The 25,353-nt window shown below is 32.3% G+C and carries 20 protein-coding genes and 1 pseudogene; 14 read left to right on the top strand and 7 right to left on the bottom strand.

The genetic code is table 11. The features are described from left to right. The first annotated feature begins 255 nt into the window (after positions 1 to 255). Positions 256 to 618, top strand: coding sequence for a VOC family protein (locus DFR56_RS14600; RefSeq protein ID WP_110396186.1), 363 nt, complete (start codon positions 256 to 258; stop codon positions 616 to 618). Between the two features lie 350 nt (positions 619 to 968). Here the strand turns inward: DFR56_RS14600 and DFR56_RS14595 are convergent, their stop codons facing one another. Both DFR56_RS14595 and sspI read right to left on the bottom strand, forming a co-directional pair. Beyond that, positions 969 to 1,730, bottom strand: a complete 762-nt coding sequence (locus DFR56_RS14595; protein WP_244916543.1) for a lytic transglycosylase domain-containing protein — start codon at positions 1,728 to 1,730, stop codon at positions 969 to 971. 379 nt (positions 1,731 to 2,109) lie between these two features. Continuing rightward, complete coding sequence (gene sspI, locus DFR56_RS14590) at positions 2,110 to 2,328, bottom strand: small acid-soluble spore protein SspI (RefSeq protein ID WP_110396185.1); 219 nt, start codon at positions 2,326 to 2,328, stop codon at positions 2,110 to 2,112. 91 nt (positions 2,329 to 2,419) lie between these two features. On the opposite strand from sspI, the gene DFR56_RS14585 reads away from it, so the two are divergent. From DFR56_RS14585 to pheT, 3 genes are all read left to right on the top strand, one after another. Continuing rightward, positions 2,420 to 3,163, top strand: coding sequence for a TrmH family RNA methyltransferase (locus tag DFR56_RS14585; protein WP_342353165.1), 744 nt, complete (start codon positions 2,420 to 2,422; stop codon positions 3,161 to 3,163). Positions 3,164 to 3,541: 378 nt separating this feature from the next. After that, entirely contained in the window at positions 3,542 to 4,576 is a 1,035-nt protein-coding gene (pheS, locus tag DFR56_RS14580; protein WP_110396184.1) for a phenylalanine--tRNA ligase subunit alpha, read from the top strand. Between the two features lie 482 nt (positions 4,577 to 5,058). After that, on the top strand, positions 5,059 to 7,485 hold the full coding sequence (pheT, locus tag DFR56_RS14575; protein ID WP_110396183.1) for a phenylalanine--tRNA ligase subunit beta: 2,427 nt from the start codon (positions 5,059 to 5,061) through the stop codon (positions 7,483 to 7,485). Positions 7,486 to 9,737: 2,252 nt separating this feature from the next. Here pheT and DFR56_RS14570 read toward each other — a convergent pair. Both DFR56_RS14570 and DFR56_RS23725 read right to left on the bottom strand, forming a co-directional pair. Further along, on the bottom strand, positions 9,738 to 9,923 hold the full coding sequence (locus DFR56_RS14570; RefSeq protein ID WP_110396182.1) for a hypothetical protein: 186 nt from the start codon (positions 9,921 to 9,923) through the stop codon (positions 9,738 to 9,740). A gap of 341 nt (positions 9,924 to 10,264) precedes the next feature. Further along, the gene (locus DFR56_RS23725) at positions 10,265 to 10,399 is read right to left on the bottom strand and encodes a hypothetical protein (RefSeq protein WP_280523462.1); all 135 of its coding nucleotides are present in this window, start codon (positions 10,397 to 10,399) and stop codon (positions 10,265 to 10,267) included. A gap of 855 nt (positions 10,400 to 11,254) precedes the next feature. On the opposite strand from DFR56_RS23725, the gene DFR56_RS14565 reads away from it, so the two are divergent. After that, complete coding sequence (locus DFR56_RS14565) at positions 11,255 to 12,172, top strand: polyprenyl synthetase family protein (protein WP_110396181.1); 918 nt, start codon at positions 11,255 to 11,257, stop codon at positions 12,170 to 12,172. On the opposite strand, the gene DFR56_RS23030 is transcribed toward DFR56_RS14565, so the two are convergent. Continuing rightward, on the bottom strand, positions 12,141 to 12,305 hold the full coding sequence (locus DFR56_RS23030) for a hypothetical protein (protein WP_158525661.1): 165 nt from the start codon (positions 12,303 to 12,305) through the stop codon (positions 12,141 to 12,143). The two genes, DFR56_RS14565 and DFR56_RS23030, sit on opposite strands and share 32 nt — an antisense overlap. Before the next feature lie 59 nt (positions 12,306 to 12,364). On the opposite strand from DFR56_RS23030, the gene DFR56_RS14560 reads away from it, so the two are divergent. Continuing rightward, positions 12,365 to 14,422, top strand: a complete 2,058-nt coding sequence (locus tag DFR56_RS14560; RefSeq protein WP_110396180.1) for a sensor histidine kinase — start codon at positions 12,365 to 12,367, stop codon at positions 14,420 to 14,422. Between the two features lie 5 nt (positions 14,423 to 14,427). Then, the gene (locus DFR56_RS14555) at positions 14,428 to 15,066 is read left to right on the top strand and encodes a response regulator transcription factor (RefSeq protein ID WP_158525660.1); all 639 of its coding nucleotides are present in this window, start codon (positions 14,428 to 14,430) and stop codon (positions 15,064 to 15,066) included. A 275-nt stretch (positions 15,067 to 15,341) separates the two neighbouring features. Here the strand turns inward: DFR56_RS14555 and DFR56_RS24025 are convergent. Next, positions 15,342 to 15,624: pseudogene (locus tag DFR56_RS24025) on the bottom strand (IS110 family RNA-guided transposase); the annotation flags it as partial. Between the two features lie 2,261 nt (positions 15,625 to 17,885). Between DFR56_RS24025 and DFR56_RS14540 the strand changes: the two are divergent. The 6 genes from DFR56_RS14540 to DFR56_RS14515 all read left to right on the top strand — a co-directional run bounded on the left by DFR56_RS14540 (position 17,886) and on the right by DFR56_RS14515 (position 22,712). After that, positions 17,886 to 19,142 (top strand): MFS transporter, encoded by a 1,257-nt coding sequence (locus tag DFR56_RS14540; RefSeq protein WP_110396177.1) that lies wholly within the window; start codon positions 17,886 to 17,888, stop codon positions 19,140 to 19,142. A gap of 407 nt (positions 19,143 to 19,549) precedes the next feature. Next, complete coding sequence (locus DFR56_RS14535; RefSeq protein ID WP_110396176.1) at positions 19,550 to 19,840, top strand: hypothetical protein; 291 nt, start codon at positions 19,550 to 19,552, stop codon at positions 19,838 to 19,840. Between the two features lie 77 nt (positions 19,841 to 19,917). Beyond that, entirely contained in the window at positions 19,918 to 20,688 is a 771-nt protein-coding gene (locus tag DFR56_RS14530; protein WP_110396175.1) for an ATP-binding cassette domain-containing protein, read from the top strand. Continuing rightward, on the top strand, positions 20,663 to 22,069 hold the full coding sequence (locus DFR56_RS14525) for a hypothetical protein (protein WP_110396174.1): 1,407 nt from the start codon (positions 20,663 to 20,665) through the stop codon (positions 22,067 to 22,069). The genes DFR56_RS14530 and DFR56_RS14525 overlap by 26 nt, the downstream gene beginning before the upstream one ends. Before the next feature lie 122 nt (positions 22,070 to 22,191). Beyond that, positions 22,192 to 22,425: a hypothetical protein gene (locus DFR56_RS14520; protein ID WP_146214297.1), complete on the top strand. Its 234-nt coding sequence runs from the start codon at positions 22,192 to 22,194 to the stop codon at positions 22,423 to 22,425. 2 nt (positions 22,426 to 22,427) lie between these two features. Further along, the gene (locus tag DFR56_RS14515) at positions 22,428 to 22,712 is read left to right on the top strand and encodes a hypothetical protein (protein WP_110396172.1); all 285 of its coding nucleotides are present in this window, start codon (positions 22,428 to 22,430) and stop codon (positions 22,710 to 22,712) included. Between the two features lie 241 nt (positions 22,713 to 22,953). Here DFR56_RS14515 and DFR56_RS14510 read toward each other — a convergent pair whose 3' ends face one another. After that, entirely contained in the window at positions 22,954 to 23,475 is a 522-nt protein-coding gene (locus DFR56_RS14510) for a DUF402 domain-containing protein (RefSeq protein ID WP_158525659.1), read from the bottom strand. Between the two features lie 1,062 nt (positions 23,476 to 24,537). On the opposite strand from DFR56_RS14510, the gene DFR56_RS14505 reads away from it, so the two are divergent. Next, positions 24,538 to 25,353 (top strand): hypothetical protein, encoded by an 816-nt coding sequence (locus DFR56_RS14505; RefSeq protein ID WP_110396170.1) that lies wholly within the window; start codon positions 24,538 to 24,540, stop codon positions 25,351 to 25,353.

The raw sequence follows: 25,353 nt of genomic DNA, 5'->3' as shown, positions 1-25,353 counted from the left end.
CAATTATAATGATCATTTCGTAGTCCAAATTAAATTCTTGTCCCAAAAAGAGTAAGGTCCAAACCAAAGTGGAATTGCTTTCTAATTAAAGAGTAAGAACCTCTTTGGTAATGGTGTGGAAAAATAATGATCTTTTTATCATTGCTTTAATGGATAGTTCCTTATTTAAAAGTGGTAGTCATTTTGGAGCAAATAATAAAGTTTACAATTATTTACTGTTTAAAGGATACAGGCATATCATAAAGGAGGGAGATTATGATTATTGGTTTGAATCATGTTCAGATCACGATTCCGAATGGTGCGGAAGAGGAAGGGAAACAATTTTATTGTGGAGTATTAGGATTACCTGAAATTGAAAAACCTGAAATACTCAAAGATCGAGGAGGATTTTGGTTAAAAGTTGGCGATAAAGATGTACACGTTGGAACAGAAGATGGATTTGATCGAACAAAAACGAAATCACATATCGCTTACCAAGTGAGAGACATAACTTATTGGAGAAAGATCATTGAAAATAATCATATTAAAATAGTAGATTCAGTACCAATACCTCATTTCGAACGTTTTGAGTTTAGAGACCCATTTGGAAATAGGGTGGAGATGATACAAAAAGTTTAATTTCATAGGCATGTTTTCATATTTGGTTTTGTCCTCTATGCCTATTAACTATCGGTTTCATTGGAAGGGTTCTTTTTCTTGTTGTGATATTTTAAACCATCTGGTGAATGAAAAGGAATATTCGTTTTTCAGAAACATTATTAGTAGGATTGAGTTTCATTTTATTATTTATCGTGTTCCTTTAACGTTCATTAAATGATGTTCAAGTTTATAGCTAATAAGCGAAATGATAACGTTATTTATCGACTAATAAATTAAAAATACTTTGCTTTAAGAATGAGGATATTTTTTCGAAAGTGAAAAAAGGATTAATGTTTTTAACACTAATCCTTTTTAGTCTAATTATTAATTTAACCTACATAATAATCCATTACTTTGCGCACATAATTTTGTGTTTCTTTAAAAGGAGGAATTCCACCGTATTTTTTTACGTTACCGGGACCAGCATTATAGGAAGCAAGTGCTAATTCCACATTTCCATTATGACGGGCGAGCATTTTACTAAAGTAGTGTGTCCCACCATCAATGTTTTGCGCATTATCCCAGCGATCTGTTACACCAACTTCGCGAGCGGTAACAGGCATCAATTGCATCAAACCAACTGCTCCTGCATGGCTTTTCGTATTTGGATTATAATTCGATTCCATTTTAATAATCGCATGAATTAAGTTTTCATCGACGTTATATTTTTGGGCTGCTTGGCTGATTAAATGGTTATATTCATTTGTTGGCGGCTGTTTCTTTAGTCCCGCCCCTTCAACCGCTTGATAAGGATTTACAGCAGGATGCACAGGATTTTGCATTGGATAAGGAGTAGAATTATATGCCGAAAAAGCTTGTTCCATTGGCGTGCCATAAGAACTAAATTGGTTATTCCACATACTTGACATGTCAGGGTTAAATAACTGAAACATATTAGGAAAAAAAGAGGACATGCTATTCATGGAATTGTCCATTTGACTATTTAATTGCATTGCCATTTCAATTTTTGCTAATAATAATTGATTGAAATCCATCGTCTGCTGCATCGGTGCTTGCGTTGTTTGCATCAATTGACTTGGTTGAATGTTTGATTGAATTGTATTCGGTAGATAATAATTCATATTATTCATTAGATCGCCCCATTTTAATTCTCTTTATATCATACTTTTTATTAGTAAAATAATCAAGAAGAAATAGGACTAATGTTGCAATTTTAAAAATAATGGTCGTTTATGATTGAACCAAACGATTCATAAAAGTCACGTGAGTGTTCCTCCGCGTTCCCTTCGTACGAGAAACTGCGTCGAAATGTCACGCTGTGTCCAGGCTCGTTCCCCTCATAGGAGAAAACGATGAAAAAGTGTCGGTGGCATTCATCCACGTCAGTTTTCTAAACAAAAAACTAAAGAACGATAAAAGAGGTAAGCTAGTTGCGGAAATTCCTTAATAATGAAGCAAATAAGGTTGATATTTATGTAGTAGACTGGCTTCCTCTTTCATGATATTTCTTTAAACTGTAGCTTGTTTTACTCCTTTTTCAAGTGCATCAAGCATTTCTAGTTTTTCATCTTCATCAGACTGTTTCCAAATGATTTCAAATAAAAACCCGAGTCCGGGAAGTAATTTTTCTTCCCCATCTTGAATTGCATCGACAATTGTTGCCTCTAGTTGATCTCTCGAATTTTCTTTAATATTGTGTAAAATTGCTTTTCTTATATCCAAATCCATGTCAAATTACTCTCCTTCGTCATTATTTTTATTTAGTTTGACCAGACATCATTGGAATATGTATGATAGAAATAAATAAGCTAGAGGAATGATGCAAGTGATTACATCGATTCAAAATAATCAAGTGAAAAATTGGCGTAAATTACATACAAAAAAATACCGAACAGAGATGAAATGTTTTTTAATTGAAGGGTTTCACTTAATAGAAGAAGCATATAAAAGTGGTTGGGAAATAGATACGATCATCGTCCGTGAAGGAGTCGATGTTCCAGATTGGAGTAATCAATATACAATTACATATGTTGATGAACGAGTTTTTAAAGAAGTTACACAAACAGAAAAACCACAAGGAATTGCCGCTGTTGTTAAAATGAAAAAATTAGAACAAAAGGCAGATGATTTTGTCCTTTTAGTTGATGCGATTCAAGACCCTGGAAATTTAGGAACGATTATTCGCACGGCCGATGCAGCAGGCTTTTCAAAAATTGTGCTCGGAGTCGGAACAGTTGATCATTACAATGATAAAGTAATTCGCGCGTCACAAGGTTCGATTTTTCATATTCCAATTGAGCAGGATGACATATTAGAAGCGATAAAAAAGTTAAAAAATAACGAGTATACAATATGGGCAAGCGCACTAGAAGATGCTATTGATTATCATGATATAGAAGGCGAAGAAAAAACGGCTCTCATTGTCGGAAATGAAGGAGCAGGAATAGAAGAAGCGGTTTTACAAGCTGCTGATCACATTGTAAAAATTCCTATTTACGGTCAAGCAGAATCATTAAATGTAAGTGTCGCAGCGGGCATATTAATGTATAAAATGAGAAAATAGTTGCATAATGATGAATGCTTGGATATACTATTTGTAGTTTCATATAAAAACGGCGTTGACAGAGAGCCAAGTAACGAGCAACAAAGGGCAAGAAAGGGAAGAAATGTCATAGATTGAAAGCATTTCTATTGTACCGAGCTGTTACGATTCACTCACTTGAGCTGACACTTAATCGTGTTCTGGAATGATTTCCATTATCAAATGAAAAGTTGGATGCATTATTGCATCAACAAGGGTGGTACCGCGAACAACAAGCCTCGTCCCTTTTTTGGGAGGGCTTTTTTTATTGTTTTAAATAATCATACGCATGACGTAAGTCGAAAACTGAACCATCCAAAAAGAACAAATAGTGAATGATTATGAAGGAGGTTTTTAAATATGCAAGAACAGTTACAAAGATTAGAAAAAGAAGCGGTAGAAAAAGTAAGTCAAACAGAAAACGTAAAAGATTTACAAGAAGTGCAAGTTGCTTATTTAGGAAGAAAAGGATCGATTACTGAAGTGTTACGTGGGATGGGTAAATTGTCCAAAGAAGAAAGGCCGGTAATTGGAGAACTTGCGAACAAGGTAAGAGCAGCGATTCAAGAGGCAATCGATGAGAAAAAAGAATTGTTAGAACAAGCAGAACTTGAAAAACAATTGGAAAAAGAAACGATTGATGTCACACTTCCGGGTCGTCCAGTGAACTTTGGCGGAACACATATTTTAACATCGATTATCGAAGAAATTGAAGATTTATTTATCGGTTTAGGATATGAGGTTCGAGAAGGTCCAGAAGTGGAAACGGATTACTTCAATTTTGAAGCGCTAAATTTACCACAAGGCCATCCAGCTAGAGATATGCAAGATTCCTTTTATCTAACAAATGAACTGCTAATGCGTACACATACATCACCTGTTCAAGCACGGACGATGCGCTCCCTTAATGGAAATGAGCCTGTACGGATGATTTGTCCAGGTAAGGTGTACCGTCGTGATAGTGATGATGCAACACATAGTCACCAGTTCACACAAATTGAAGGATTATACGTCGATAAAAATGTGCGTATGAGTGATTTAAAAGGGACACTCGACCTATTTGCAAAAAAGATGTTTGGAAAAGACAGAGAAATTCGTCTTCGTCCGAGCTTTTTCCCATTCACAGAACCATCTGTTGAAATGGATATTTCGTGTAAAGTATGTAGTGGAAAAGGTTGTTCCGTTTGTAAGCAAACAGGCTGGATTGAAATTTTAGGAGCTGGAATGGTGCATCCAAAAGTGCTAGAAATGGCCGGCTATGATCCAAATGTTTACACAGGATTTGCATTTGGCATGGGACCAGACCGAATTGCGATGTTAAAATACGGAATTGATGATATTAGACGTTTTTATACGAATGATATCCGCTTCTTGAAACAGTTTCATGAAGCTTAAAAGTAGGATGAACAAAGAAATGGAGAGTTTCCGTAAAAAAGTGTAAAACAACTTCATGCGTTATGTAACACGATGCTTTAGAAGCGCGGCAAATTTTCGGGCACCTAGCGGAATTTTTATTTGTTATTGTGTGGAATTTCGGTTGTTTGCGAAAAATTTATGCATGATTGAGGAAAATTAAGTTTCATTACTGGAATTTTAAGGGGATTGCTGAAATTTATTGAGCAAGTGCTGAGTCTTTCAAGAGAGTGCGGAAATTCTAGGGAAAGTGCGGATAATTTAATTAAAGTGCGTAAATTTTAGAAAAAGTGCTGAAATTTCGTGTATCATTGCGGAAAATTTTGAATAAGTGCTGGAATTTTAGTCAAACTGCGTAAATATCCGGAGCAAGTGCGAAAATTTCAACTGTCAAAACGAAAGACTGATCTGTATCGCTGAAAACAATTATATTAGTTTAGGAATTTTTAAGAGGAGGGACTAATTTGCTAGTATCATTAAATTGGTTAAAAAAATACGTTGATTTCGGATCGCTTACACCAGAACAGCTTGCTGAGAAAATTACGAAATCTGGGATCGAAGTTGACGGAATTGAATATATCGTAAATGAAAAAAGTGAAAATATCGTTGTTGGTTATGTGAAGGAATGTGAACAGCATCCTAATGCAGATAAATTAAAATTATGTCAAGTGGACGTAGGGGAAGAAACGTTACAAATTATCTGTGGCGCACCGAATGTCGCTCAAGGACAAAAAGTTGTCGTTGCAAAACCTGGAGCAGTGTTACCAGGCAATTTTAAAATTAAAAAAGTAAAACTGCGGGGAATTGAATCAAATGGAATGATTTGTTCTTTACAAGAGCTTAGTGTTGGAGAAAGATTTATTGTACCTGCTTTTGCAGAGGGTATTGCTGTGCTGCCAGAAGATGCTGTAGTTGGAGCGTCGGTTGATGAACTGCTTAATCTAGATGATGCGGTACTTGAATTTGATTTAACACCGAACCGTGCGGATGCATTAAGTATGTTAGGCGTTGCTTATGAAGTAGCAGCAATATTAGGAGAAGAAATTTCGTTACCAAAACCAACCATAGAGGCAATAGACGAGCAAGTGTCAGACTATGTGAAGGTATCGGTAGATGATCCTGACTTATGTCCTTACTATGGTGCGTCCATCATTAAAGATGTAACGATAGGACCGGCTCCATTATGGATGCAAAATTATTTACTTGCGGCAGGCATTCGCCCAATTAATAATGTCGTGGATATTACGAACTACGTATTACTTGAATATGGGCAGCCGCTACACGCATTTGATTATGATTTACTCGACTCAAAAGAAATTCTCGTCAGACGTGCAAACAACGATGAACAAATGGTTACATTAGACGATCAAACGCGTACATTAACAGATGAAAATTTACTCATCACGAACGGTGAGAAAGGTGTCGCACTTGCAGGTGTCATGGGTGGAGCAAATACAGAGGTAAATGACGACACGAAAACGATTTTACTTGAAGCAGCATATTTTGATGGGCAAACAGTCCGAAAAGCAGTAAAACAAACAGGACTCCGAAGTGAAGCAAGTTCCCGGTTCGAAAAAGGTGTTGATCCTAATCGGGTAAAAGAAGCTGGGTTACGTGCATGTGAATTACTCGTTCAATATGCAGGTGGAAAAGTAATCGAAGGTGTTGCTGAATTTGATCAGTTAGATCGCGGTGAAAAAACGGTTGCAATGAATGCATCCTATGTAAACAAAAGACTTGGTACGGACATTTCAATCGAAGAAATGGAAGAAATTTTACGTAAGTTACGCTTTACATTTGAACGAAACGGTGAGGATTTTACTGTAAATATCCCGACACGTCGTGGTGATATTATTATTTTTGAAGATATGTTAGAAGAAGTAGCGCGCATTTTTGGCTATGATCATTTACCTTATACATTGCCAGCAAATGCATCCAAACCAGGTGGGCTTACAGACGAGCAATTGTTAAAACGTCGAATGAAAGGCTATTTACAAAGTGTCGGCTTATCCGAAGCAATTACGTATTCATTGTTAAATCAAAAGGATGCGACAAGATTCGTTAGCCCTGAACTCTCGAAAGATTTCATTCCAGTAGAGCTTTCAAGACCAATGAGTGAAGACCATCAATATTTACGCTTAAGCTTACTACCTGAATTGCTAAATCGGCTCACTTATAATGTAGCTAGAAAGCAAGCTGATGTTGCATTGTATGAAGCTGGTTCCGTCTTTTTATCTGAAGAGGAAACACTTACGAAACAGCCAAAAGAACAGCTTCGTCTTGCGGGTGCGATAACTGGAAAATGGCTTGATCATCAATGGCAACAAGAACGAAAGCAAGTGGACTTCTATGTTGTAAAAGGAATTGTCGAAGGATTATTCGGTTATTTAAATCGAAAAGTAACATTTGACCAAGCAACAGTTGAAGGGATGCATCCTGGTAGATGTGCAACGATTTCCATTGATGATCAAAAAATTGGATTTCTTGGGCAAATTCATCCGAACCTTGCAAAAGAAAAGGACTTAAAGGAAACATATGTATTCGATCTCGATTTAGCATATATTTTACAAACGACAGAACATGAACTTTCGTACGAACCTGTACCAAAATATCCGTCCATCTTACGTGACATCGCATTTGTTGTTGATAAAAATGTGCTTGCAGGCGACATTAAAGCAGAGATCGAACGGATCGGGACACCGCTTGTAAAACGTGTGGAAGCATTTGATGTCTATACTGGTGAAAATATTGCTGATAACGAAAAGTCCATTGCATACAATGTTCATTATCAAGATCCAGAAAAAACGTTGACGGACGAAGAAGTGGATGCATCATTTAAGGAAATTGTTGAAGCGGTAAGTGAAAAATTTGGTGGGTATGTAAGATCGTGAAACTAACCACTCATAGAGTGATGGATAAGTGCAATTTAATTAAATAGTATAGAATATTATTATGGAAGAGTTTGTCTTACTTCGTGAAGACAAACTTTTCCTTTTTTAGAGCTGGAAAGTTAGATCAAAATTTTAATAAAGAAAAATAGATAAATAAATAGGAGGAAAATGAAGAGAAAAACTATGTTATATATCCGTTTCTTGTAAAAAACGTAAGTTAATAAACAAAGAACAATAAAAGATAGAACAAACGAAACGTGTTTAACTTGTTCATTATCAAAGGGGTTATTAATCAATACTATTACAAACAAAATAATAAATAGGGTTGGTAGAAAATAATCTGTTTTTTGATTCAAGTATTCTCACCTCTGTTTTGGTTAATGAAGCCTAAAAGGTTTTGGTACTTTTAAACAACAATGGGCCACCTATTTGGGTGCTATTGGTGTTCTTACTAGGAGTTTTCAACATCTGGAACAACTTGATCATTTATGGTAGTACTATTCGTAAAGTTATGTACACAATGAACACTGTAGAAAGCACTCCTCCACTACTAGTTTTAGAAAAGTAAAAAAGGAGCATTCTCAATGAGAACACTCTGATAAAAGGATTAGATTTTCGGATAAAAAAACCAAAAGCGGGAAGGTATGTCATACTCAAAACTGAGCAACGGTTATGAATTGGCTACACTTAGAAGATCTTTATCCCCATTTGACAAGCGCTTTTTTATTTTTTCTTTTGATCGCTTTTCTGTGCGATAAAGTTTGTCATTACAATAGCCACAAAAATAGTAAGTCCAACTAAAAAAGATTGTAGCACGCCTGGTTTAACCCATATAATAATTGTGAAAAATAATCCTATTACAATTAAACAACTTATCAATATCCGCTTTAATGGACTCAATTTTTACCAACCTCGCACACTTGGCCTACCCAGTTTATTTCTATAACAAGTGGACGTGCAACATAAGATGAAGCAAAAACACCTAGACCCCTTGGATCGCTATTTTTTATCAATTACTAATATTTCTAATGTATAAACATTGCAAACCATAAGGGCTAGTAAATAAGATCAATAATAAATAATTTGTATTTATTAAAACTTCCTTCTTAATAAAATTAAGGGCTGGATACATACCAATTTTTAATCTTTATATTTCTTTAAAACTAATTTAAATGCTACATAAAATAACATCCATGCTATAAATGGCATTAAACAATACATTTACACCGATAATTCCAAAAAATAAAATAAAAGAGAGTAAACTAGAAAGTAAGCCTATAACTGGGAATGAATTTATGTATTTTATTAAATTCAACTTTAGTTTATCATTCATCGAAACCACTTCCTCATCAGCTGAACCCTAATTGTAGAGCGAAAGAAGGAATTTTAAACCCATAAAAAAATTCATCTTAATTAAATCATATCATTTTATTAAATTGTATTTTCCGCAAAAAAATCCCCTAAACGTATAAAGACAATATTTAGGTAAATCCCTTAAAAACTACAAATCAGATAACTCTTTATAAATGAAGTAGGTAATAGTTTTAACATGACAATTAAATTTATCGATAAAGGGTTTGGTTTATGGAAGAAAGTGTGAAAGCTAATGCGAAACATTATATAGCATTTAAGTTTAATCAGTCTATTCAATTTTGCTAAAACTAACTGAAGTTCATTTTGATATTTTTAGAGGTTGTTCAAAAAGTCCAACAAAAATGACACATCGAATTCCTGTATTGGCTTTTCCGGTACTCACGTATGTAAAAGCATACGCTCCGTTCCTCAAAGCTACGCCGCCTTGAACTTCTCGATCCTTTTTAAACACGGACTATTATCATATTCATTTTGCTCACGATCAAATTAGTTTTTTTCGTTGCCTTTTTTAAAGATACAGACACACTCATATTTGATCACTTCATTGTAACTGGTGTTTTAGGAAAGAGTAGGATAGAAAGTAATTGTGTTAGAGGCTGAGATGAAGTTATTATTATTTTGAGGTTTCATCGGGCACACCCTGGTAAAATTGATTTTAATAACTTAACTAAGAATGCCCGTGAAACTATACTAGCATCAAATACTTATATGACTCTTAATGATTTGTACGTTTTCCATTCCTCAAATATTTAACGGCTAAAATAAAAGCTATCAAACTTAATAATAAAGACAATCCGTAAAAATCAGCGAATACTTATTATCAAGATAAAGAGCTGATGTTACACGAAGTAATATTGCAAACACAATTAATTCATCTTTCAACTTTCTTTAGCCTTTTTAAGCAGACCAACCATCACTAAGGTACCAAAAAGAAGTAAGATAAACAAAAGAACTGTTCTAAAGTTACTAATTGGTATAAATGAAGTCACCATCCAAGAAATGGTACCAGCATATATCATCGCACATATTATTATCAATACTGGATAAAAGGTTCCTTTTTGCATGATGAAAATAACCTCCTACTGCGGACGAATTGTTCTTTATTTACCTGTAATTGTCACCTATGGCTATGGGAGAACTAACATATTGTGCAACATATGCAGAAACAGCCGTTCCCGCCACAGCTGCAATTACTGGACCAGAGTAACACTTCTGGACCAGTAACACTTGTTGTAGCAGTCCTAATCAAACTTACAAGACCAGTTACTGTTATAGGTACATCAATTATTAATGTATTTATAGCAAAGGTTTTACTCAACTAAATAGCTGCTCCCCACCAATGCAACTTTACCTTAGTAACTCCCTTTATCTTCATTAACAATTTTATATTGATTATTTTCTAAATCTAATAAATATAAGCGATGTCTATAAAAGTGTTAGTGTTTTTTGCTTCACTAGCATAACTTGTACTACCAAAAGAGACCGAACTACCAAGTAAAATAACCATAACGATAAGCATAATAAAAGATTCTTCTAACATTTCACCCTCATCAATTAATAATTTGAATAATATAACAATTATGTATAATTCTACATACTATTGTTATGTTATTCAAGGACTTTTATTAAATTTATATTTTTTTATAATATCATTATATTCTATCAGGTCTTACGGTCGTTCTTTTATCACACGAAAATAATCACTCACCTATTAAACCTCCAATTCATCTTCTGTAAGCAATCTTTTTTCTTGTTCAATGGGGATTGCCCCCAGTTATACATAATCGCATAGACGTATCTAGTGATATCTATATACACCAACCCTTCTGGAGTTGGTGTAGAGTATTTTAATTTTGAATTTTCATTTTCGCATAACTACCATTTTTGCATAACTACCATTTTTGCATCGAAATTACGCGAGATAATTTTTTATTACTTGTGATATTTAAGATAGATTCATTGATTCCCGTACAGTGATCAAAAGAAGAACAAGAGGCAACTAATAATATTTTGAACAATATCATATTATTTTTCCCTATCCGATCCATCACCAAAAAAATTATCAAATAATCTTAATTACATCATACCATTATTTTCAACCGTATTTTCCGTAAAAAACCACTGAAATTACTAAGCAATAATTTAGAGGTTTCCTAAAAAAATCGGCAAATCATGAGCGAATTATTTAGGGCATCAAACTTCTAGTACAATTTGTTAAAAACCGCCATTATAAAGTAATTGGAAGGTATTTGTGAATATCTATTCAACCATTGCTTGCTATTCGTTTTAATTTACTAGATTCCTTAAAAAAACGGTTTACATAAATATAATAAAATTGTAAAAAAATGAGATTATACTAAAATTTATGCTAATATAAAATGAAAGGGGGATTTGAATGCCTAGAGAGAGATTAATTGATACAGCATGTAAATTTATCGATAAAGGGTTTATGGAAGATAGTTTAAGAGTTGATGCGAAACGTTATGTAGAATTTAAGTTTAATCAGTCTATTAATTTTGCTAAATTAACTGAAATTCATTTTGATATTTTTAGAGAAAATAAAAATAGTATTCATAAAATGAAAGCGATGACTATTGTCGAATTAATTATACTTGCATCCGATATACTGGATGATATTCAAGATCGAGATGCAAAAGATGTTCCGTGGAGCAATGTTGATGATGCATTTAATTTAAATATTGTCGTCGGAATGTTAATCATTTGTTTGCAAGAAACGGATGGCATAGCAGGCGTGAATGAGACACTGTGGATCAAACAAAAAATTAAAGACCTTATGCTGCAGTCATTAAATGGACAACAAATCGATTTGAAAAATGAAATCATAAGCGAAGATGATTATATTCAAATGTGTAATATGAAATCTGGATCATTGATACGACTTGCATGCTTAGTAGGTGCTGGTAAAGTGGATGATGAAATAAATAAAGGCATAAAAGAGTACGCTAATTATTTAGGGGTCATTTTTCAATTAAGAAATGATGTCTTAGACATGAAAAATGGATTTATCAAAAATGATATTTTATCTAAAAAAAGGACTTTGCCAATCATTTATTATTTAAATACAAAAAATGAAGCCTATGATTCTATTAAAGACTATTATTTAAATAGCTCATCAAATCTTGATGCAGAAAGAATTCAGCAGGATTTGATGAGCGGTGATGCACTGCTTTACTGTTCGATTGTGATAAAAATATTTCTAAACAAATTCAAAGTTGGTATTGATAACTTAAAAACAAGTCATCGATTAAAACAACAACTCTTTACAGCCATAAATATTTTTCTGAAAAATTAACATTTTCGTCTTTATCTTGATTAATACTTTCTTCAATAATAGAGATTTCTTCAAGTGAAAAAGAATCAACGTTTACTTGAGAAAGTTGACTACTGTCTTTTTCTAATAATTCATTTACTGCACTCATAATCATCATAATCACCTCTTTTCTTTTAGAATACTTATTTACCTAAACGTAAGGAGTGGAATCGGTTGAAAAAGAAAAACTACTATATTCTGTTTGTAATTATATATCTGCTTATACATGTTTATATGATAGTTCATATTACAAAACAAAACTATGAATTTTTATGGGACAAACTTTATTTTCCACTCTCGTTTTCGGCAATAAGTTGTTTATTAACTTATATTATATACATACAAAGTGGTAATAAATCCAGTAAATACCTTATTATTTTTTTATTAACTGGTTCAACAGCATTTTTCTATTCTTCTGAATCAGGTTTTGAGGATATAACTTCAATCATTATATTTGTTTATACTTTTCAGTTGTCCGGCTATTATTTTCAAAGATTTATAATAGAGACATTATTTAATAAAAGAGTTTTAAAAAGACACAATAAAAAGTTTGAGAAATTTAATCTAATTACTTTATTTATGCTACCTTCTCTGTATATTGTTAGTATATTTTTAGAGGTGAACATATCATTAAATATTAAATTTTTAAATTTAAACCCCACATTAAATTTTATAAGAACATTATTTATTTTTTATTTTCTTATAAATGTTTCTCTACCTTTACTAAAAATAACTCGATTATTAATAAACAAACATACACAACAACATAAAACTTTTTTACTCTGGATGTTATTCATTCCAACATGTGCATTCGGACCATTTATTTTTTTACATGCTTTACCATCGTTATTCGGTGAACCATGGATAGATTCTTATGTAGCAGCAATTGCATTTTTTGCTATCCCTTTTGGATATACTTATTTAATTTTAACAAAAAAATTATTAGACCTTACGTTTGTATTTAATCGGTTCATTTATTATGGAGGTATGGCATTATTTCCTTCATTATTTATATCCATTGTTTTAGTATTATTAAGTTCTTCCTTTCATATTTTTACCATTTTCCAAACATTTGTCATTATATATGTATTTCATATTCTTTATCTATTGGTAAAAGAACGATTTGACTTTTATTTTCGTAGATTTTTATTTCATGATAAATCAAATAATGCTCAATTTATTGAACGAATAGGGGAAGAACTATCTAGGATCATGACCTTAAAAGATTTAGAAAATTTCATTATAAACGAAATAGGAATACATTTTAATACTACAACAATCACGGTTATTGATTATCAAGACTCACTAGAACAAATTAAGTTAAAACATTTAGTAGGAAAGTCGGATGTAAACAAAAAGTCATTAAAACAAGCTATCGAAAATAATAAAGAAGAAACGTTCATTAACATTGGTAGATCTCTTGGGATTTTCTTAACAAAAAACAATGCTATTTCCAAATATTTATGGATTGAAAAACAAAACGATAGATCATTGACGATTAATGAAAAGTCTTGGTTAATCTTGTTTAGTTCGTATATTAGACTTACTTATGAAAATATTGTAATGAACGAGCAATATGTAAAACAAATTACTAATAGTAAAGAAAAAACTTCGGCTTCACTTTCGCGCTTTTTATTCCATTTTGCCGAAACGGAAAGAAAAAAATTGGCGGGAGACATTCATGATACGATTTTACAGGATCAAATATATATCTATCGAAAGTTAGATGAGCTTGCGCAAAACAATCATCCAGAGTTAGTAGAAATAAGGAATGGATTAAAGAACATTATTGATAAGACTCGACAAACTTGCTCGGAACTTCTTCCAAATGATTTATCTAACAATGGATTAGCTTTTTCTTTGGCAGAGTTATTAGAACAATTTAAACAAAAAGGTGAATTCCAATTAATTTATGAGGTAGATATATCTGATGATCACTTTGTGGATTATGAAAAGCCGATAGCTATCTACAGGGTGATAGAAGAATTATTAAATAACTCAATAAAACATTCGGATGCGAAGCGTGTATCGGTTACGATTTGGGAGTCAGATCAACAAATATGTATCGATTACTTAGATGATGGAAAAGGCTTTCATTTTGAGGAAGTAAGTAACAAAGATCAGATTGGGTTAAAGGGAATGGTGGAAAGAATCAAGAGTAACGGAGGAGAAATTGAATTTGAAACGCAAATACCGGAGAATGTTAAAATTTATATTACCATACCGAGGTGAATACATTGATAAGTATTTTAATTGTGGATGATCATCATTTAGTAGGGGAAGGAACAAAAGAGATGCTTGAAGGTGAAGAAAAATTTTGTGTTCACTATGTTGCAAGTGCCTTAGAAGTTTTAGATATGGACACTATATATGATCTTTACATCGTGGACATACATATGCCAGATTTATCAGGAATTGAATTAGCAAAAAAATTATTAAAACGAAATAATGATTTAAAAATCATTTTATATACTGGTCTACACAATCAAAAGTCCCTTAGTCTCTTTACACAAGTTGGTATTAGTGGAGTGATTAGTAAAACTGCCACAAAGTCAGAGCTAATTACATTAATAAATACAGTATTGTCTGGATATACGTTTGTACCTTTATCCATTTTTAAACATAAAAAGCAGAAAAGAACGAATACATATACTCTCGGATTAACAGAAAAAGACTTAACAATCTTAAAATATGTTTCTGATGGGTTAAGTAATAAGGAAATAGCGAAAAAATTATTCCTTGCTGATAGATCGGTAGAATATCATTTATCAAAGATATACAAAAACTTGAATGTAAAAAAAAGAGAAGAAGCAGTTGTTGAAGCATTTCGTTTAAACTTGTTAGATCTAAATGAGGAAGGGGATGAGCAAAAATAAATGGCGATTTTTGTTTGCTTTTACTGCTCAAACTTACTTTGCAAACAATAAAAAGTTGTTACTTTCCTGGATATTATAAATAGCTTGATATTGAGGGTTTTAGGGGATCCTCTCAAAACACTACTTATAAGATTAGTAATTTTTTACGGTAAATACAGTTAGTATATATGATAAAATTTAAAGAAGTAATTTGTCAAACAATTTTTTATAGCCAGTTGACCATTATCCACTCTATTTTTAACATTTGCACCTAATAACTTGTATTGGTTAGGAATTTATTGATCCCTCCTTTCAGGTGGTGTGTACAATTGATTAGTGCTTGGTAGCGTATACACTAACCGTACCAATTTTCTAGCGGCAAGGACGAGTGCTCGTTTGTGTTGATGTTTCGTTACTTCTATATTTCTTTTGGTAAAAATCTCTATATTCTGAGTCATGATTTCTAATTTTGTCAGCTGCTTGAACCAAATAATATCTAAGGTACTTGTTTCCCGTTAGCATGCGCTTCGGTTCATCAGCCTCAAACTCTCCAGATCGAGGCTGATTCCAAACGAGACCTTTATCCCAATCGTTTCACTTCAGATTTCATGTATTAAAAACACTAAGTGTTACGGATAAAGATATATTAACGGGATTAGCCATCGCTTTATATAAACGGTAAGAACTGAGCGCTATCTTTTGAAGGTATTTTGCGATTTCTCAGGATTTTCAAAACGACTTTTACTTTTTCCTGAATAAACTCCATTAGTCCCTCGATGGACATTTAAGCAACCTGTTCAGGTTCAAGCTCTTGGATGATAACTATACAAGTTGCGCCAAATATATTGGAAATGGATTATCTTGATGTAATCCACTGAACTTTAAAAATACTTGATTTAGAAAACGGGTCTTATCCCTTGTGATATTTTTCATCAAGTGAAAACGGGTTCTTGTTAAACGCTGCAGGGCTTCGTAATGAAAAGATTCTTTCATTTCGTTAGATAGTCGTCCAAAACGTAGGTGGTCTGCGATAACCCAGGGATTAATACGATCATTTTCACAAAGGTATCATATCCCTTTTTTAAAACGAGCGATATTCCTCGCATTTAAGACGTAGATATGTGATTGGATATTAGGCTCATATCCTTGGAGTTGTTCTCTTAAATAATGTGCAAGATGCCAACCAAGATTTGAAGTAGCTTCCATCTCTATTATTATTGTGTTTAGCTGGTGCTTTTCGCATGTTTCTACCATTTTTTAATGAGGGTATCTGCCTCAGTTTGATCATTAGAAACACAAAGTGCCATTCTCAGCCATGAATTGTACATGATGAAATTTTAAACTTACGTCTGCATCAACTAACATTTGCCACATAGTATAACCTCTAAGTAAAGCAGTAATCAAGCTTATCTCAGACCTGGGTGCCCATAGAAACCATCTAGATCTACTTCGTCATCAGCACTCATTCGACTGGAAAGACAATTAACGGGATACTACTTCCCCTTTAAAGTCAAAGGTGTAACCAGCGGTTAGAAATTCAATGATGGATCATGGGGAGAGAGCTAAAACAGCAGTACACAAAAGTGTCCGCAAGGAGGGAAAGAAATCTCCTGAGAAAAACTTGTCAATCCCATTGTCCCATAGGCAAGTCTAAGAAATCTATCAAAAAAATTGGTAAAAAATGCGTACTTAGCACATTAGTAATACTTTCTCATATTAAGATATAAAAAAGCATAACAAATAAGCCGATAATGTATTAATTATCGGTAAAAAGTTAGTATTATCCGCCACTCTTGACCTTGTCCATCCGCCCGTGGTGTTTTGTCCAATTGTGGGTTGGATTAAATAAATCCCTCAAGGGAACCCAACTCAGCAAATGGGATACCATGGGCGGAACAACACTAAGCTTTCGCTGGGCGGGTCCCTGAACCCACAAACTGCAAGCTAAGTATTGAGGGCTACATTCTAGAGTAAGCAGCTACGCTGTGGCTTCCTCACCTGGGGGTAAGGAGGGTGAAAAAGTTGAAAAAAACAGAGTGGATGAGGAAGCAATGTAGCTACTCAACCATTTAATGCAGAATTAATTCTGGAAATTGATTTAGGGTCTTTCTGGTTGTCCGGAGCAATTGAAATTTCGACTAAATCTGAGCTCTAAACATATTATCGAGAGGATGAGAAGTCATTTTAAAAAAATAATAATTATTACATTACTTTTTTTCGTATTATCGTTAATACTATTCTATTCGATTGATTCTCCGTATCCTATTTGGGGAAGTCTGGTGATTTCTTTTTTAGTTTTCGAACTTAGTTTTTTTTATTTTTTTGTAAAAGGAAAAAAATAAATAGCTTTCCTAAATAATAACCTTAAAGAAATAGCATAGCACTTATACTTAAAATAAATCTAGAAGATGATTTTGATGATTTTACATAAATTTGTGGAATCATGCCTTTGATTTATGATCTTTTTAATTCACAAGGGCGGGGTTCAACTCCACCGTCTTTGACGGTATACGCATTTAGCTTTATCTTTTTGTGTCCATACTTAAAACGAGGTGAAAAGTGCAGTTTTAAAGAATATAGAAATTGCAAAAATTAAATTAAGAAGGGCTGGAATTGAAGTCACATTACTTGAAGGTGGTTTCTTTCTTTGGGTTGATATTAACGATGCAAAATGTTCTTCTGATTACTTTGTTAGGTATGCCTTAGAAAATCATAAGCTTTTATTGATCTCGGGAAGTGAATGGTTATGATTATGTTCGAATAAATTGCGCTACAGAACAGTTAGTTTTAGAAGAAGATTGGACAGATTTATCAAATGCTATCAAAAAGGGGGCTAATTAATGAATATGCCCTATAAAGAAATATTAAAAGAAAAAAACTTCATTAATATTTTAATAGGAAGATTTTCCAAGCGCAGTGCTCTAATATTATTTAGTATTGAACTGATTTGGTTAACGATGGAATTAACAAATCATTCGCCACTACTGCTCTCTCTTGTCGTGATGGCTGAGACGTTGCCTTTTATACTTTTTGGGATATATGGCGGAGTGAAAGCTGATAGATGGAATAAAAAGACAGTTATTGTTATTAGCGATATTGGGATTGCTGTGTTATTAATATCATTGCCTATATTATACCAACTTAATATGATTAATTACTTTATATTAATGGCAATTACAGTAATGATAACGTTATTTAGTTGTTTTTCTGAACCTTGTTTCAGAGCAATTATACCAGAGTTATTGCCCAAATCTAAACTTCAAGAAGGAAATGCACTTTTAGATTCTCTTCAACGGGGAGCTTCCATATTAGTACCGGTATCGATAGGAATCGTATTAAAGATTACGACAGAAATTCATTTGTTCAGTTTGGCTTTTATCTTGATTCTGATAGCAGCTATTTTTCATTTATTAATCAGCTACAAACCTAAGCAGTTTTTTGATCTAGAAGAAAAGCCCCCGAGTACTTTAAATGATATAAAGCAAACCATAGGTTATTTAAAAAAGCACAAGGATATTTTATTTATCATGCTTGTCCAGGGAATAAGTATAATGATTAACACTGGTTTATGGAGGGTAGGTTTACCTATTTATTTAGAAACTTACTTAGGGAAAGATATTGATACTTTTGGTTATATAACTGGTATTTTAGGAGCCACTTCGTTCGGCACTTCAATTCTATTAGGTTTATTAAAAAGAATTAGTCAATTAATTGTTTTTAATGCAGGCATTATTTTGTGGGGAACAGGACTCTTAGCTATTGGTATATATCCTTCAATAACTATAATTTATGTTGCAACGATTTTAATAGGAATTGGTCAAGCAAGTGAGGGGTTAGCTAGGGTTGTAATCCTTCAAAATCAAGTACCAAGAAATATATTAGGTAAAGTATTTAGTATTTCTTCCTCTTTAAACTACACTAGTGACACATTATCTTTAGGAGCTATCAGTGGCATATTAGCTATTTTTTCAACAGCTATTGTTTTTTCAGGCGGGGGAGTGGCTATATTGCTTACGGGTATTATAGGTGCAATAACTTTAAAAACTAAATCTAACAACCAAATGCAGGGTAATACAGATAATAAATTTATCTGTTAAATACCAAGTAATTCTAATCTAATAATAAGACTCACTCGAGGATTTTTATTAAAAAGGATTAATTATTTAATTTAATCTGGGAATTCCCTAAAGATGATAGGAACAAATTTAAGGGTATTTTTACGGAAAATACAGTTTATTTATATGATAACCTTATAGAGAATGAAAGTGAGAATGTTCTAATCTTATAACATTCTTTTTGAAAGTTACACAATACTTAAAGTTTACAATAAATCGGTATAGAAACAACAGTAGCCTTAATTGTAATTTAGTAATACGTTAGGGTATTACCTGAAAATTAATTGCAAAAAGTTAAGGTCTTTATTACGGAAAATACGGTTCGTTTCTATGCTAATATTTTGTGTAAGAAGTTAATTTTATATCATCAATTTGAGAGGAGGGGTAACATGAATACTTCAGTTCTTCAGCACCAGTACGCTTTTATCGCCTCAATACTTTATATTTACACCCTAAATACTGTTGATAACATAGTAGAATTCCTCAATAAATCACTTGTAATGGACAAAGACTACCAGCATAATGCAGCACCTTTTTGGATTATCGTATTAATAGTGCTCATTGTAGGTGGTCTTGTACTTGCTGGCTTAATGTGGGCGTGTAATAAATTTGGAGGAGGAGCCAAGTTTGATGGTAAGTTTGAAGTTTTAGGAGCGAAGGTCAGAATTAGATGTTCTTAGTTGTAATTAAAATATAGGGGTGTAGTTAATTCTACACTCCTATATTTCGACTAATCTCATTTAAAAGGAGGTCTTCAATGATTTCATTGCATATTGATCGTATGAGTTATAATAACACGTTCAAATTAGAGAAAATTGATCTAGATATAAAGAAGAATGAAATAACGCTATTGCTTGGACACAATGGTGCCGGAAAAACAACAATTATTAAATCTCTATTTGGGTTAGTCGAATTTAAAGGAAATTTAAAACTCAATAATAGAGTCATATCCTTAAAAAAATCACAAGATCTGGATCTTTTCAAACGAGAAACAAGCTATATATCTGATGAATTGTCACTATTTGATTATTTAACACCGAGTGAATATTTCTCACTGATGAAAAACACAGTAACGGAAAAAGTTGATGACAAATTTTTAAATCTTTTAATTGAGTTATTTGAACTTGAAGTTTATCTTGACAATCCAATATCGACCCTTTCACATGGAAATAAGAAAAAAACGCAAATTGTGTCCCAACTACTTAAGCAACCAAATTATATTATTTTTGATGAACCAACGAATGGATTGGATCCTGACATGATTATCGTGCTAAAAAAAGTGTTGCAAATCATTAAAAAGATGAATATAGGAATATTATTATCTACTCATAACTTAAGTTTCGGAGAAGAATTATATGACCAAATAATGGTACTTAGAGATGGGAAAATAAAATTAAATGCGTCAAAAGAACAGGTGAAGGTACAATATAGCAATCACACGCTGGAAGAAATATATACAAAAGTGAATAAAGATTATTATACACATATTGAGGGGATCTTACATGAACTCAACCAGGCAAATGATTAGAAGAGTTGAACTCCCAAAGTTTATCGGCAGAGCTAGTAGTGTTATCGTTAAATATCCGACCCCTATCGTAGCATTCATTCTTTTACTAGCATTAATTTATACCATGTATTTTATTATTATTGTAAAAAACTTTATAACAATGCCTTTAGACACAACCCAAGCGTATCAAAATGTGATCTATGCGACAGCAGCTCTTTCAAGCTTTTTCGTTATTTTTTCAAGAAATAAATTCAAAGATCATTCCTATATGTTTTTTTTCTTAAACTCTCGTGTTAAACCTTTTGAGCTAGTGTTAAGTGGATATGCATTTATATATATTTCTTATGTGCTTATCATTACTCTTATGTTTACCCCCTTTTTAATTATTTTTTGGTATCAAGGAGAGTTCCATTCTACATTAGATGTTATTGTATTGTTTCTAGCGCTTACTTTTGTTTTTTGTTACTCATGTACCGTGTGGATCCTAACAAATCTAATAGTGAAACAAATATTTTCGAAGTCAGAAGATCAGTTTTATCTCACTTCATTTTTATATTTTGCTATTTTAGGGGCCACCTTGTATATATTGACTTATGTGATTGAAAAGTATGTTATTTATAGGGTTTCATCTTTTTTGATCATTTTGGTATTACTTTTTCTTGCGTTAAGATGGATACTGATTCGCTCATCGACCATATATTTAAATAATATATTTATCCAACTAAATAGTGAGGGTTCACGTAATAAAAAGCAAAGTCTTCATTTCCAACACAAAAATAGCTATTATTTAAACATGAAATTGGAGTGGTTACATCTCTATAGAAATAATGTTTTAAAAGAACAATCTTTAGTATTTTTCATCCTTGTACTTATTAGTTTTACTCTATATTTCACACTCACGGATTATGATTTTGTCATTTTTAATTTATATTTAATAAACTTTGGATTAAAGGAAATTTTTATTTTGTTTTCCTTAACAATCGGTATATCCTATAGAAAATATCGGAATGCTAGTTATCTATTGAACCATAAAGAATCATATTACTTTATTCCTAGATTTTTTTTAGTATTATTGATGAATTTGCTTGTCCATATTCTCTATATGGGCATAAGTTATGTGTTTATGAAGCAGTCGCTTGCTAATATAATCACATTCAGCACGCTATGTTCCATCTTTTTTATAACTTCATTTTCTATGGCGGTTGGCTTTTTTATTAAAATTAATGACTCAAATAAAGCGGTCGTCATTGTATTAGCAATTGTTTTTGTTAATATTTATGATTTTGTCATCTTTAATGTTCTAAAAGCGGCAGTATATATTGACTTGTTTAACGTTTTAATCTCAATCGTATTTTTGCTTTTTATTATTACTAATTATATAAGGAAACCTTTTTTCAAATGATGGCCTTCATTTTGGCAATGATTCTTACGTTTGTATTGCATGAATTGGGTCATATCATATGCATTATGATTTTTAATGTAACAGAAGGAAGAAGGATTTATGATTTTAGGATTAAAATAGGTTTGAAGCATATCTATGTTACACATATAAAGTATAAAAAACCTTTTAAAAATCTAATTGTTGCGATTTCTGGATCTGCTTTTCCTTTACTTATTGCGATAGTTATCACGGGTATGTTCACATCCCAATTTACTTCATTAATGTTTCTGTTAGCAATATTGAATTTGCTATTTTTGCATCCTATGTTTCCAGATGGAAAAAATGCTTTAAGTAGTATGAAAGAAATGGAGCGATAAATATGATGACGTTTTTTAAGGCATTATTTGGAGGAATTAGCTTAGTAATTATTTATATGATTATTGTTATGGCTGCACCCATTGTTTTATTTCTCTTAGGCTATTCTGATATCAATTCAAAACCTGCAATTTTCAACTTTCCTTTATATATCATTGAAATAAATGGTGATACATTCTATTCAAAAGCGACTAATTTAGGTTTATTTCTATCCCTACTTTTAGGAACTAGCCTTTATTATTTGATTCCTCTCTTGATACCAAAAAAGTGGAAGAGAAGAAGTAAATGAATGTAGGTTTAATTTGATTTCATAACTAAATGTTTGTTTTAATAGTACAAATACCAATAAATTTAGGGTATACCTCAAATTTTAACCTACGGATTTTTTCAGTAAGTACGAAAAAAGAAAATGTGAAGGACTCATTCCCGATGCGAGAGTTAATCCATTAGTCTAAGAACGATCACCTTGGGTAAAAAAACTTTCAATAACCCTAGAAACGGATTCACGACCAATCAAGTAAAGATGATGCCTAATTAATTCCCCCTTTACCTAACTCGTTAATATATTTTTCGAAAAATCCATTGAATGGATATCGTTCTTCTTTTATTTTAAATAACAAGTCGTTTAATGATCTTTTACTATTTTCAATTATATATGTTGGATAACACATTTTAATTGAATTTTCTTCAAATTCATCTTCATCTACAATTGTCCAGAACCCTTTTTTATTCCTAATTACGTCTATGTCTAAATCTGTAAAACAGATATTTCCTTTTATGATTTTAGGTGGTATACAGATATTACAATAATATTCATGATTTCCATCCTCATCAATGTCAATGTTGACCGTAAACCACTTACGTAAAGGATAATATTCTATTGAGTAAGTATTGCAATCAAAAATCTTACCTTTTGTATGGTGAATTAATTTTCTTTCGGGTGTCCCGTAAACCACTATATAGTTTTCTGTATACTCTATTATTGAAGCCTCCCATTGATAGTGAAGTTTTCCATTATACTTATAAACTAATACATTCGTATTATTTTTCAACCGACCTCTCCTCCTATGTATGAAGTAGCATAACGCAAAACTATTAGCCATTTAAATATACGTTCATATTCTTGTCTGTTGAAGCTTGACCAAATAAGGTTCATGCCGTACGGTGCTTGTCTTCTCCAAATTTACATTCGATTTCAATTTATTTCAAGATATCATTCTTATTTGTTTAGTTCCTGGTTTTTTTCTTTGTTGGAATACCAAGGATTTGGTTACTGTGAAGGATTCTTTTTTATTTACAATATTTGGAGTGTTGACCCGCTTTTTAAAGTATAACGTAAAATCAACATTTGTAACCAATAACATTCTCACATTTCGGTATTTGGAATGAAAAAAATCATCTAATATAATTTTGAAATCACTTTAGATAAATCTTCACAAATAATAAACTAGATTCGTATACTTATCAATAAATTTAGGAAATCCCTATAATAATTAGTATTTAATTTAGGGGTTTTCTGCGATAAATACGAATGAATTATGGGAATTTCTTTAACCTTATTTATAAATGTCGAACATGCTTTCATCATACCCTCTACTTTTTAATATCCAGCATAATGAAACTTTTATCATTTCTATATTTCATTTTATTCCTTCTAAGTAACTTGCCTCACGAAATCCTGTGATAAGTACCATCCATTGGTTACGTTCACCTTGGTTAGTGTGTGCGAGTTTTTTCGTTCTCCCTGGATCTTAGTGATCAAATAACCTTTTTCAAAAGCGACAATAAAATTATTTTATTTAAATGCAACCAATTGATACTCTTCCCTATCTAATATATTGAAAAACAAAATACGAATAAGGGGTGTCTGCATAGGAACACTGAAAAGATTTAGTCAAAAAGAGAAAAGTGTGTTACATCAAACAGCAATTAGATTGTTAAATATTGATGAAGACGTGGCGGATGCTATGTAGAGGCAATTATCTCGGGTTAATACTAATTTTATCCTTTATTGGTGGATTGAATATTAGAGAAATTAGTAAATCTTTAAAGGAGCCCAAAAGTTTTTTTGTACTAAATGAGACGACTGTTTATAAGAGGAAATGGAGGAAGAAATGGTACCGAGTAAATTTAAAATAAGAAGTAGATTTATGTTGTTAACGCTCATTTTTTTGATTGGCGGACTTACAAGTTCTTGGTTATTTGCCAGTCACTTTTTAGAAATTATGACGATGGATTATAATGCACCTGATTTAGTAGGAACGAAAAAAGAAATTAGACATAATTTTTTAGAACAGATTTCAACATGGGAAACATTCGTAGATGCATCGATGTTTTATGTAATTAATTTTATCCCAGTGCTATTTATCCTACCAACATTAGGTTTATTTGTTGAAAAAAGGAGTCTATATGTGCTCGGGAGACATCGTTACCCTTCGTTTAAAAAAGCGATTTATAAAGATGTGATGCAATATGTATTGTTGTCAGCGGTGACTGTTGTTGTTTCCTTTTTAATTTTTTATTCTATCGGAGGACTGTTTGTCTATCGAAGTATTGATGATATAGGTGGTTTTTCATCTATTCTTCCTGAAAACTTTTATATGAATCATCCCTACTTATTTTTTGTTTTTATGGTATGCACTATTTATTTTAGTTTAGCGATTGTATTTAGCTTGTTAGCTTGTGCATTAATCTTACTGACAGACCGAGAGTATAAAGTGATTTTATTGGTCCTACTTATTTATTTCTTATATGGAAAACTAGGTGTATACACAGAAAGTACGTGGTTTGATATTTTCACGAGTTTCACAGCATTTAATACACTCTATTCAACTGGTGAGACGTTTATACCGTTAGTTATTTTACTTATCATTTCACTTATATTACTTGCAGTAGGTGTCAATAAGACAGTTAAAAATATTGAAGGATAA

This window comes from Pseudogracilibacillus auburnensis (assembly GCF_003201975.1).
Lineage (GTDB): Bacteria > Bacillota > Bacilli > Bacillales > Amphibacillaceae > Pseudogracilibacillus > Pseudogracilibacillus auburnensis.
This window is presented reverse-complemented; position numbering and strand designations above follow the sequence as displayed.